Source organism: Bacteroides clarus YIT 12056, from assembly GCF_900129655.1.
Taxonomy (GTDB): Bacteria; Bacteroidota; Bacteroidia; order Bacteroidales; family Bacteroidaceae; genus Bacteroides; species Bacteroides clarus.
Window position 1 is genome coordinate 83,080 of the sequence record NZ_FQWK01000005.1, and the last position, 13,377, is coordinate 96,456.

At 40.8% G+C, this 13,377-nt stretch carries 7 protein-coding genes; all 7 read right to left on the bottom strand.

What is annotated here, in order from left to right:
* Positions 1-13: 13 nt before the first annotated feature.
* The 7 genes from BUB52_RS09925 to BUB52_RS09955 all read right to left on the bottom strand — a co-directional run bounded on the left by BUB52_RS09925 (position 14) and on the right by BUB52_RS09955 (position 12,983).
* Positions 14-2,788, bottom strand: a complete 2,775-nt coding sequence (locus BUB52_RS09925; protein ID WP_009121987.1) for a DUF4458 domain-containing protein — start codon at positions 2,786-2,788, stop codon at positions 14-16.
* Positions 2,789-2,904: 116 nt separating this feature from the next.
* A complete protein-coding gene (locus tag BUB52_RS09930; RefSeq protein ID WP_009121988.1) occupies positions 2,905-4,557 on the bottom strand; it encodes a hypothetical protein in 1,653 nt (550 codons plus the stop codon).
* A gap of 19 nt (positions 4,558-4,576) precedes the next feature.
* A complete protein-coding gene (locus tag BUB52_RS09935) occupies positions 4,577-5,482 on the bottom strand; it encodes a DUF4984 domain-containing protein (RefSeq protein ID WP_009121989.1) in 906 nt (301 codons plus the stop codon).
* Positions 5,483-5,500: 18 nt separating this feature from the next.
* Entirely contained in the window at positions 5,501-7,018 is a 1,518-nt protein-coding gene (locus tag BUB52_RS09940) for a RagB/SusD family nutrient uptake outer membrane protein (protein ID WP_009121990.1), read from the bottom strand.
* Between the two features lie 20 nt (positions 7,019-7,038).
* Positions 7,039-9,975 (bottom strand): SusC/RagA family TonB-linked outer membrane protein, encoded by a 2,937-nt coding sequence (locus BUB52_RS09945; protein WP_009121991.1) that lies wholly within the window; start codon positions 9,973-9,975, stop codon positions 7,039-7,041.
* A 417-nt stretch (positions 9,976-10,392) separates the two neighbouring features.
* Positions 10,393-11,283 carry a DNA/RNA non-specific endonuclease gene (locus BUB52_RS09950; RefSeq protein WP_009121992.1) on the bottom strand — a complete coding sequence of 297 codons (891 nt, stop codon included), beginning with the start codon at positions 11,281-11,283 and terminating at the stop codon, positions 10,393-10,395.
* A 23-nt stretch (positions 11,284-11,306) separates the two neighbouring features.
* On the bottom strand, positions 11,307-12,983 hold the full coding sequence (locus BUB52_RS09955) for a SulP family inorganic anion transporter (RefSeq protein WP_009121993.1): 1,677 nt from the start codon (positions 12,981-12,983) through the stop codon (positions 11,307-11,309).
* Positions 12,984-13,377: the final 394 nt, after the last annotated feature.

The window sequence follows — 13,377 nt, forward strand, 5'->3', positions numbered from 1 at the left end:
TCTTTCTTATTGTTTATCGTTTAATATCCAAAGCGTCACAACCGCGAATGTCCTGTGTTTTGTCATAAATCAGCATATACATGCCTGCTTCAATGTAAGGACATATACTGGTGAGGTCGATAGAGATATTCGGATTGTCTTTGATATCCAGAATCCAAAGTTTAGGTGTCATTTCCTCATTTACTTTACGGATATCGTTTGAACCGATCTGTAATTGGAGAAGGCTCGGACATTTTGTGATTCCGGTCGGCCAATCACGCAGACAACGTTCACCGGCAGCATTACGCTGATGGCGAATACCGAAAGCTTGCAGCACACTACTGTTCAATGGCTGAGTTGGGAACTCGGAGAAACGGTTGAAACTTACGTCCATATTGGTTAAGTAAGGCAAAGTTGTCGCCCGGAAGTCATCGGACAATTCTGTCAGCTTATTAAAACGTAGGTCGATAGTGCCTAACAGATATGTGTTCTTAAATTCCTTACCATTTCCATCTTTACTTGATAATGAATATTGAGGGATTTTCTCTAATAAGTTATTGTTCAGCGTAATCGTAGTAATCGGTGAGTTTGCTTTGAACAACTCTGTAGGGAACTTGCTTATTTTATTGAACGACAATGTTACAGTAGAGGCGTTGATTCCTATATAAGAATTCTTATCTTCAGGAGCTATGTTTTCACCACTCTCACTACCAATTTCATTATAAGAGAAATCTACTGATCCCATTACATATACCGAACCAGCGTTAAAGATATTAGGAATATATTTCAGCTTATTATGAGCGAAACTTAAACTTTCTACTTGGTCAGTAAAACCACAAAAGTCTTTTGGAATTTCTGTGATTTTATTGTAATTCAGATTTAGCTGAGTCAATTTAACATCTTTTCCAAAAGGTTGTAATGTTTCTATTTTATTAGACATACAATCCAATAATCCTAACTTCTCCATATTATGTAAACATCCGGTTGGAAAGTTTACCAAGTTATTATAGCTCATATAAAGAATTTGGATTTTCTTTGCAGATTTACACTTATCAGGAGTAGCTAATCTTTTCCAGTCTTCAGTTAATTGATTACCAGTGCCATCTTTTGTTCCATTTAAGCCGTCAATACCTCTACAACAAGCTATATTCAGTACTTGCATTTCCGGAATCTCATATAAAAAATCCGGTAGTGTTGTTAACTTGGGGCAGTTATACAATTCGATATCTGTTAATTCTGTCATCTTTTCCCAATCCAATTCGTCTGCTGCATACTTTTTAGCATATTCAGAATTTGGATCTATCCAGTTTGTACAGATATTCTCAGCAAGGAGCGGGGAATTACCCATATAGAATTGCTGTAATTTTGTAAGACGCATTACAGCTTTTGATATATGTGTAATCTGGTTAGTATAGTTTCCTATTTGCGTATCTTTCAAATGAATGCGATTGTCCTTTTTAATAGCTTTCATTTTAGGATTGCGGTTAACTGAGTTTTGTAACAATTCAGACATTTCTATACGCGGGTCATAATCCAGAAACATTTCTTTGTAGTTCATGCGTACTTTTTGTTTCTGTGATTCTTGCATATTTTCGTTGGTAAACAGTCTGCCACCTGCAGTTTCGCTATGCGAACCAAGGGCAAGAACTCTCAGCTCAGTCAATTGTCCGATAGCATCAGGTACTTTACCTTTTGCACCAAAACCTTCAATACTAAGTCCTGTTACACGGCCTTCGTCATCCAGTGATACGCCCGGTTGATCACCCCACATATCCAGTTCTTTGTTGAAGTTCCAATTAGTACCTTCAGGACTGCCGATACCGTGATATCCCCAGTTCTTACCATCCAGATTTTCCCAAATTTCTTTCAGAGCTAAATAGTCTTTAATATATTCAGCTGTTTCAGAAAGTTTAATAGGAACAATAGCTCCCTCAGTGAATTCATTATCTATAATAGTAAACTCATCACCTTTAACATTAGTAGCTGCTCCAAGAGTGGAAACTATAGCACCTTTTTTAGAATAAGTAATGTATTCGGTAACTTGGTAAGTACCTACCGGTAACCATACCGCAGAGTCACATTTTGCCGTACCGATGTCCATATACTTATCATCGGCATTGTCGGGATTTTGGTGTTCTATGGATTCTTCTTTATACTTTACTTTTAATCCTTTGATGGTAGTAGGGACACGTGTAAAAGTATTGGTTACGGTTACATCTATGATAGCAATGTTGCTAAATAGATATTCTTTTTCGTCATCTAAGCTGGCACGTGTGGTAAGCCCGTCTTTAATAAGTTTAAAAGTAACGCTTCCACGAGCTTGTACATCTGCTGTCAAATCTTTTATGGTAAGTCCTTGTGAGATAACAGAGAATGTTTCGTTATCACTGGCAGATATACTTATAACAACCTTATCCAGTTTATCCAGTAGTTTGTAACCAATGATTTTATAGTCACCTACTAATAACTGTAATTTGTCACTTCGCATGCCATATTCAGCATTGCTTTCATTATAGGCATTCAATACTAAAGTTTGAGTGATACTCTTACCATTGTATTGCATCTCTATTTCAACCTTTTGTACATCACCCAATTTACTCAGAGTTGTAGCACGGGTTGTCGTATTCGATTGGTTTTCCTCCTCTTGTACATAGGATGCTGACTTGTAAATCTTGAATTGTACGTAGCCATACTGACTGCCTTGCAATTCGTCTTTATCATCAGAACATCCACCCATCACCATGCCAAATAGCATGGTGAAGAGCGGTACAAGAAATAGTTTCCAATTTATAGTTCTTTTTGAATTCATTTATTATGTCTTTTTACAGTATTACTTAATACGTATTTCGTTTAAGTATTATTTAATATCCTTTTGCCTTTTCAATTTTGTAACAAAAGATAGAAAGATAAAAAATGATCGGATGTTTAATACATTCCAATATTTAATTCTATGGCAAAGTCCATAGTGTCAAAATTTCCAATACCAGCCATGATTTGTTCAAAGGACATACTACTTGGGTATCCTGTTAATACCATATATTCTTTTCCATCAATAGTCTTATTTGTAATTTGTATTTCTCCTTCCCATGGATTGTACATAACTCCAAAATCATGTCCTGCTGGTATTGAATTTGTTTGGATACAAACAGATTTATTATTTTCTAAAAGAGATTTTGGGAAACTTGCATTCCAAGCTATAGAAGCTATTTGACCGGGGTATTCTGATGTAGAAATTGTTTGGTCACTGTTGTCAAAGGGAATTAAATCCTCTTCTTTTACTGTAGCCCAATCAATAATTTCTTGATTTGTATAAAATCCTTTAAGAATAATTTCTATTTCTTCATTTTTGGGTTCTTGAGTAAAATGAGTCCATATGTAATCAGTATATTCGTCATTCAGATAATCCATCGGTGCGCCATTATCACTATCTCTAGTGAATAGAGTTGCTTGGAGATCAGTATCTTTTATTTTGTTCCAGATTACTTCAGGAATTACTAATATTGCCGCTCCTCTTAATTCAGCTCCTTCCGGAAGGGCAGCAACTGTTAAAGTCAACTTAGTACCTTCTTCTACTACTGTTACCCAATCAGGTTCTTGAGTTACATCATAAGTATAGAAATAAGTACCCATTGCAGGAGTTTTTATTTCTGTGATTTTTAATACATGGAACTTATCATCACGAACAGTTATAGTTGAACTCAATTGATTTTCATACTTAACTCCTTCAGTACCCTCCATACTTCCACTACTTGTTTCAGTGAATACTGTTCCCTCAGGATTTACAGTAAGCGCATTGATATATTCAGGTTTAAACAAAAGAACATTTTCTTTTAATCCTTCATAAGCAACAGGAACTGAAACATTAATAAGTCCTTCATTGGTAGTTTGTACACCAAATACTAACTTGTGACCTTTTTCGGTAGAGATTGAATATTTAGGATCAATACCTTCTGTGTTATCGTTATTGAAAGTCAAATTGAATTTACCTTCTCCTTTATTTTCAACTTTTATCCAATCCGGATTTTCAGAGGTAGAAATACCTACTTCGAATTCAGATTCGGTAAGGATTGTAGTATAGACAACATCTATTTTTTCATAGCCGCTACCTTTAATGATGATTGGGTTTTCTGTATTATAAACATTACCATTCTCATCTTTGATGGTTAAGCCATTGAATACTTTTTTAGGGCGAGTAATTTTGTAAATTACCTGCTCTTTTTCACCCAGTGTTAATGTGATTTCTGCCACATTATCATCCGAATAATTTTGTCCGTCACCGGAAATTTTAGCGGTGATAGTTTGCTCACCGGCTTTACCTGTTATACTGCTTTGCGTAAACTCACCATCAACAAATTTACACCATCCGGCATTACTTGTGAGTTTCCAGTCTACAGTTGCTTTGAAAGAAATAGTTATAGTTCCATCTGCATTACAAGTGGCTTCCTGTAATGTAGGAAATTCAATTTTTTCACCTGGAGTATTTTCTCCATCATCGTCTGAACAACCTGTGAATGACACAATAAACATCATAGCTAATGCCATGATCCAACTCATACTTTTTAAATTTAATGCTTTCATAATTGTATGATTTTAAATGTTAATATCCTTGTTCTTTTAATTTTTCGGCCTCTGCTTCACTAATCCATTCGATTACATTAATGAAAGTACCTACTGTACCATATTCTGAACCATCTTTGTTATCGACACTTACTGTAACGAATTGTAAAAGGTAATTCTCGCAAGTTCTATAATAAGAAGTATAGCTTGTAGGCTGATTCAATAATAAATTGCCATTACCGTAGATAGTTCCGAAAGCTTCTCCTGTACTACCGCACACTTGCTCTTTCATTTCAATCAGTGGTTTAAGCGGGTCTTTGGTATTGAACTTTATCTTTGTATCATATCCATCGTAGTAGATGCCGTGTAGGATAATTGTATTTTCTTCTTCCGCAACGTCGGAAGTAATCAGACGCATATCCACATTTTGATTGGGTATGTCGTTACCGCCAAAGAAAGTAGAAGTAACCGTGCAATATCCTGTAAAGTTGTTGATGTCGAACGGACAAACTTTCTGCAGTACAACTTTAGTTTCGGTGCCGTACATTTCCCACTCGTTAGATTCGGGAATGATGAGGTGCAGGGCAAACCCTAATGAATCGGTAGGCTCGATACTTTCATAGTTACCTTGTACTTCCACATTGGCTGCCATTTCACCGGCTTTGATAGTCACTGTATTTGAAAGGAGTTTATAGTGCTTTCCTTCGACAGCGTTGCTCTTCTTGTCTAATATCTCGACAGCGAAAGTACGATCGTAATCGGCAGGTACAGTGGCTGAAACGGGGACATTGAATATCTCATTGCTTTCTTGCACACCGTATTGGTAGAGCGTGTCGGAAAACATAAGATAATTAGGCCCGCTGTATACCACCTTGTCCTGTTCGCATCCGACAAGGGCTATCAGTGCAGCAACGGCTGTAATACATCCAAATAATAGTTTTTTCATTATCGTATGTTTTTAGTCTTATTTGTTACTTTCATTAGGTTCCACTTCCGAACCCGGAGCATCCAGTTCGTGCTGAGGTATCGGCCATACGAACATAGGATCGTCCGCTTCCACTTTCAGACTGCTGCCGTTGGAAAGTGACTGGTCTTGCAGTTCACGTTTGAAGCCTTTGTGCCAGCGCTTCAGGTCTTGCAGGCGGAAACCTTCCATATAGAGCTCTTTTACGCGTTCTTCCTCAATGACTTTCATTGCGTTTTCTTTGTCACCCATAGGGGTAGAACCACCATACGTAGCATAACGTGCCGCACGGATAGCGGTAATGTCTTTTCCTGCTTCAGCGGTCTTTCCTGATTGTACGTATGCCTCGGCACGTATCAGATATTGTTCCGACAAACGGAGTACTTTCGGCATGGTAACGTGAAGAATCTTGTAATTGGTGAACTCTTCGTTACCGAAATACTTAATCAATAACGGCCAGGTAAGTCCGTGGCTGTATCCGGTAGTGAAAGACTGGAAGAAAGTGGAAGCACGCAAGTCATTTGCATCGTATAGATTGATAGCCCACTTTGCAGGAACATAATCCGGACGCAGAGTGGTGTAATCGTAGTTCGCAAAAATAGTTCCTAAACGGCCGCCATAGGAGTTGATAGTGAAACCAACTTTCCAGATAGCCTCGGTGGAGTGGTCGTTTGTCCACATATATTTATAATAGCTGATGCCGGAAGAAATCTGCTGTGTACAGCTTGACAATGTGTAATAGCCGCTTTCAATAACCTTGGTAGAGTATTTGATAGCTTCGTCCCACTTCTTCATGTAAAGAGCTACACGGGCACGTAATGCGTAGACAGTATATTCGTTGAAGTACGGAGTATCGTATAATGCACCGCTGAAATCTTCTTCAAGTTCCAGCAAATCGGCTGCACGGTCGAGGTCATCCAATACAAACTGATAAGAGTCTTTTAATGAAGAGCGTTTCATTTCCTCATCACCGCGATAGTGTTGGCTAAGGATAACACCCAGCTGATTGGTGGCATCTTCGTCGCTTTCGTATGCCTTGCAGAACAGTTTAATCAGTTCCGAGTAGGCCAGTGCACGAGCGAAATAGGCTTCACCGCAACACTGATCCAATTTGTCGAGGGCTGTATCGTCCGTTGTGTTCTTTCTTACATTGTCTACTCTGTCGAGCAGGAAGTTACAACGGTTGATAACTTCGTACAATGAACCGTATACGGCTTCAATATCGGTATTGGTAGCCAGGATGTCTTTCCAACGCCAGATATCGCCGTAGATATTCGTATTGCCGTTTATTCCATAAACGAGGTCGGTCTGCAAATCGGGCAACAATGTAAGGTTACCGGAGTACAGGTATTTGCTCTTGTAAGCGTCGTAAATACCGATAACAGCCAGGTTTACATCGTCTACCGTCTGAATGGCCTGGTCGAAAGGCACTTCGTCTTCAGGCAGTTTGTCCAAACAGGAAGTAGCGGACAACATCACGGCAGCCAACATTATATATAATCTGAATTTTTTAATCATCTTTCTTTCTGCTTATAATATTAGAATGAAACTTCAATACCCAATGTGAACTGGCGTGATGCCGGATATTGTGCTCTGTAAATATTGCTTGCAACTTCCGGGTCGAGTCCTTTGAAACCGGTAAAGGTCAACAGATTCTGACCTTGCAGGTAGACACGTGCGGATGTGAAGAAGTTGGTTTTCTTCAGCAACGGCTGAGGAAGTGCGTAAGCCAGCGTCAGGTTCTTCAAGCGAAGGAATGAAGCGTTTTCGAGGAAACGGTCATCGAGTTGGGCAACCACTCCGTAACGGGGAATGTCTGTAATGTCACCCGGCTTTTTCCAGCGGTCGTACAGCAGGCGTCTTGACTGGTTGTATGCGCTGTACAATCCGTTGCTTTCTTCGAAGAAACGGTCGTTGTTCATTACCCAACGGTCGGCCATCCAGCTGAATTGGGCAGATAATGACAAGCCTTTCCAACTGAAAGTTGTTCCGAAACCGCCGGCCCAAGGAGAGTCGAAAGTCTTTCCGGTCATTACTTTGTCTTCTTCGCGGAACTCGGTGGTTATTTCACCGTCTTTAGTGTACCACAAGGCATCACCGTTGGCAGGATTTACTCCGGCATAGCGGTTCAGGAAGAATTCGTGTACCGGGTGGCCTACTACGTATTTCAATCCGGTGGTAGAGTTCACATATTCCTGTACACCGTTATAGAGTTCTACGAGCTTGTTCTTATTATAAGATACATTGACATTCAAATTCCAGGCAAAGTCTTTGGTACGGATTACATCACCGTCTATTGAGATTTCGACACCACGGTTTATCATTGCGCCGATGTTTTCCCAACGGGAACCTTCGCCGGTTACGGCGTATGATTCTGGAACGTACATCAACATATTGCTTGTCTTCTTATGGTAGAAGTCGATGTTCAGGTTGGCACGGTTGAAGAAGCCTAGACGCAGACCGACATTGTTTGCCCAGGTCTGTTCCCAGCCTAAATCTTCATTTCCGCTCTGTTTCGGATAGATTCCGGCTTCGTCATTGTAGTTAGGACCGCCGGCAACCAATGCCAAGTGGTCGTAATTGGGTATTTCCGAGTTACCGGAAGTACCGGTACTCAATGCGACTTGTGCGCTGGTAAGCCATTCGATGTCTTTCAGGAAAGCCTCGTTCTTAACATTCCACATGAAACCTAACGACCAGAACACACCCCAACGGTGGTCTTTACCGAAACGTGAGGAAGCATCGGTACGGGTGGCAACTTCTGCGTAATACAAATCTTTATAATTGTATTCACCACGGAAGAAGAATGACAGGTATGAATAAGAGTCATTGGAATCCGCCCATGAAGAAGCGCGTGTACCGGAAGTTACATTCGTTAATTTGTCATTGGCTTGCCCGCGGGTAATTACCTGGAAGCCTGTTGACTGATAGTCCACCGCTTCTTGTCCCAACAGGAAGTTGAGCGAGTGGTCATCGTTCAATGCCCAACGGTAATTGACGGTAGTAGTTTCACTCAATGTAAGAGCGTCTGAGGAGTTACGTCCGGCAGAACCGTTTCCGTCATTAATAATATAGCTGGGATATGACCGCATGAAAGCCGTAGAGTGAGAGTAGTCTGCACCGAATTGCGTATGAATGGTCAGGTTCTTAATCGGAGTAATGTCTGCAAATACGGTAGACAGTACTTTATACTTCTTATAATTAACCGGATTGTTGTTCATCCACTCAATAGGGTTCTGACCTGTTCCCGCCCAAGTTCCGTTGTTTTCGGAAGCTAAAGAACCGTCCGCATTGTACGGGTTCCAATAAGGCAACATAAAACGGGAACCGGAAATAGGAGTATAGAGCGCCATTTCTCCCTCTTCCGCCTGCTGAACTTCTTCGTAAGCGGCCATGGTGTTGGTTCCGATTTTCAACCAGTTGCTGGCTTTTACTTCTGCGTTGGCGCGCATATTGTAACGACGGAAGGAAGAGCTTTGGGCAATACCGTCCTGGTCGTAGAAACCTCCGGAAACGTAATAGTTCAAGCGTTCGGTAGCGCGGTTTACAGAGAGTTCGTAGTTCTGCAGCGGAGCGCGGTCGTTAAATACTTCGTTCAGCCAGTTTACATTGGTACGTGAAAGGATTTCATAATCCTGTCCGGTATCCAGACCGATTTCTTTCTCAAACTGAATACGTTCGGGAGTGTTCATCATTGTCCAGTTGTCGTTAGACGCCAACTGTGAGAAACCGTACTGAGCACGCAGCGTTACTTTAGCCTTATCCATTGCCAGACCGCGTTTGGTAGTGATTACAACCACACCGTTTGCGGCACGCGCACCGTAGATAGATGTTGAAGAAGCATCCTTCAACACGGAGATAGATTCGATATCTCCCGGGCTGATTGTGTTAAAATCCGAACTGGAAATAGGCACACCGTCCAGAATAAACAACGGGGATGTACCCGAATTGATAGAGTTGGTACCGCGAATCTGGAATACCGCCGCTTTACTGGGCTCTCCGGAATTGGAGATAACTGACAAACCCGGCGTCTGTCCCTGCAATGCCTGGTCGAACCCGGCTGCCGGTACATTTTCCATTTTTTCCGATTTTACGGTTGATACAGAGCCGGCAATCGTCCCCTTTTTGCGGACTCCATACGCTACTACCACTACCTCGTCTATTAACGCGGCATCCGGAGCAAGACGAACATTCAGCGTACCGGTCTTGGCACTGACTTCATGTTTTTGCGATTGCATACCGATGTACGAGAACAGTAAAGTGGCTCTTGCCGTACCTTTAATCTCAAGACTGTAGTTACCGTCAACGTCGGTTACTACACCATTTGTGCTTCCCTCTTGCAAAATCGACACACCAATCAACGGTTCATTATCCTCTTGGGAAATGACCTTACCTTTTACAAAGAATCCTTGTGCAAAAGCAGATTGAATAGTCAATAATGTAAGAAAGACAAACCAAAGAATTGATTTTCTCATCCTTGTCTTTAAATTATTATTGATTAAAATTAAAATTGATAAATATGCTGTTGTAGAATTTTTGGAATAGTCTTCTTCTTAACGTGAAATCTCATCACGCTTTTTTACGTTTCTCCAAACAAAAGATAGACTGTGTACAGTATTGTATTTCATTTTTTTAGCTGAAAATAAAATCTATTATATAAACCGTTGCAAAGGTATTAAATAAACTAACAGCATCATTAATAAAATAGCAAATAATTATGTATCGAATTGTAAGTTTATAAAGGGCTTATGTTATTAAAAAATAGAAAAAGGACAGATGATTATAGAGTGTATATCGAAAAGATAAAAAAATAAGTGATATAAAGTGTGAAAAGCAAGTGGATGTGTGACAATATGTTTGTATAAATATGTAAGGTTAAAAAGTGTTTCGTTTTATCGCTTTCCCCATAAATTCAAATTATAGGTTGCTTCTGCCCGTTTTTCAATATTATCGGGCAGGGCAGGGAAGAAATCCATGCCGGTAATACGTTCTACTTCATCCACACTATTAACATAAGCATCTAAGGGATGATTTCCTGATGTATTTTTATAAATAAACCCGATAGCTTTAGGCGGATTGCTGTTTGTGCAGAGTATTACTTTGAAAAAGGCTTCAGGCACGGTGATTTTATGCTTCTTACCGATAGTACGATGCTTTTGCCGATAAAGGACAGGTCCGCAAACAATATAGATTTTTCCTTCTTTCTTCGCCCATAAGCGACAGGCTTCTTCCAACTCTTTCCAGTCGCCTCGGTTCAGATTGTGATTTTGAGGACAGATATTGGTCATGTAGAAACTTTCCTGCATGGCTTTCCAATGCCAGCGATTATCGCCTGCAGGACACATATGTCCTCTGTCCATGCCGCTGCGTTTATAGTCATCGGTGGTTACGGTCTGGCTTTCGGGCAGGTCGGGATCGGGCATGAATTTGTCGGTACGGCTTTCACGTTCTATCAGTTTTTCGGGAGTAAGTTCCCAGGCTACCCAGTTCGGTATTTTTGTTTCTTTGTTATAAGACACTGTATATCCTTTACGGTACAATATCTGCTCCGGTGTGTTTTTTAGAGGAGCGGGGTAGAGTACGTTCTTTACGGATATTGCTTCGGTGGAGGTTGCTTTTACCGGTGTTTTTTCACTGAGTTCCGTTACGGCAGCAGGAAGATTAATATGCAAGGCTCCCGCTATGGGCTCATAGCAGATGCAAACGATGCATATTAATATAATCAAATAGAGTAATCCTTTGGATTGCTTTTGTTTTCTTCCTTTTCTTCCTTTTCTTGCCATAATGGATAGTGGTGAACAGACTTTTATAGCAATTGTTTTGCTTTTTCCAGCGCTACATTGATGTTGGGACAAATATTATCTTTTCCAAGCAATTCATAAAAACCGGATTTCTCCAGGACATTATGTACTTTTTCGTTAACGCCGGACAATACAATCGTAATTTTCTCTTTTTGAGACATCTTACAAAGGCTTTCCAGATTATGGATACCCGTAGAGTCTATGAAAGGAACTTTACGCATACGTATAATACGTACCTTGGGACGGTCACCGAGTTGCGCCATCACCTCCTCGAATTTTGTGGCGATACCGAAAAAGTAGGGACCGTTGATTTCGTACACCTCCACGCCTTTCGGTATAATCAGATGCTCTTCGCTTGTGGTAATATCCGATTCGGCGTTCGGATCTATCTCGTCTTTGATAACCGATATTTCGGTTGTCTCCATGACACGGCGCATGAAGAGTACGCAGGCAATGACTAAACCTACTTCGATAGCGATTGTCAAATCGAAGATAACCGTCAGGAAGAAAGTTATCAATAATACGGTGACATCCGATTTGGGGTTCTTCATCAATGCCCTGAATACACGCCAACCACTCATATTATAAGATACGACTACCAGTACGCCTGCTAGGCATCCCATCGGAATGTATTGAGCCAGCGGCATAAGCAGCAACAGAATCAAAAGCAGCACTACCGCATGCACTATGCCGGCTACGGGCGACTTACCGCCATTATTGATATTAGCCATTGTACGGGCAATAGCGCCTGTGGCGGGAATACCTCCGAAAAGCGGAGTAGCCATGTTGGCAACACCCTGAGCTATCAATTCGGTATTGGAGTCGTGTTTGTCACCGATAACACCGTCGGCTACGGTAGCCGAAAGCAAGGATTCTATGGCTCCCAATACAGCAATCGTAATGGCAACGGGGAATAGGTTCTTAATCGCTTCCCAGTTCAGTGCGGGCATCACAGCGTCGGGAAGTTCGGCTTTAATGCTGAAACGGTCGCCAATGGTGTCGATGCAGTTGATGCCGCCGTACATCTTCATCAGATAAACGGCTACGGTCACTACGATAATGGCAATGAGCGAGCCGGGAATCTTCTTCGAGAATTTCGGAGTAATGGCAATGATAAAAATACTGGCAATGCTGACAGCCGTATTCCACCAGTTGACAGTGTCGAAATGACGGAAGTAGATTATCCACTTTCCCACGAAGTCTCCCGGGACTTTTTCCCCGCCGAAGCTCAATCCGAATATATCCGCAATCTGAGTGGTAAAGATAGTAACGGCGATACCGCTTGTAAAACCTACGATAATGGGATAGGGGATAAATTTAATGACTGCCCCCAGCTTGAATATTCCCAGAAGAATAAGGATGACGCCCGCCATTAACGTGGCGACAATCAGCCCCGCTTCTCCATATTGCTGGATAATGCCGTAAATAATAACGATGAACGCACCGGTAGGGCCGCCAATCTGAACCTTACTTCCTCCTAACAGTGAGATGATAAAACCGGCAATGATGGCCGTAATAATACCTTTTTCGGGCGATACGCCTGATGCAATACCGAACGCAATGGCAAGCGGTAAGGCAACGATACCCACAATGATACCGGCCATCAGGTCTGCCATGAAAAGTTCTTTTGAGTAATTTTTTAAAGCCGTGTACAGTTTTGGCTTGAATTCGAACGCTTTCATTTTATTTTAGAAACTTTATTTTACCTGAAGTTGTGTCAAAATGAATTTCAGTTATTAAAAAGAGAGTGCAAAATTAGGTAAAATAATGCAAATAGCTATAACTATTCCATTCTTTTTGTTTTTATGTATCCTTTGGGGGAGACAGCCGATTGTTTTTTGTGAATATTTGAACATAAACAGGTTGTTTCTTGTTATTAACATCAGACTGCTTGTTATTAATTAGAGATTAAAAAATAGCCTCATTGGATTTATGGAACGAAATAGATTTTACCTATGAAGTGATAGACAAATCCAATGAGGCAAAGTGTGGTTTTATTAAACTAAATTCGTATTTTTGTCCGGTTGACATAAGGAAATACGAATAATCTATACGTAATTACATTAACTAATAAAA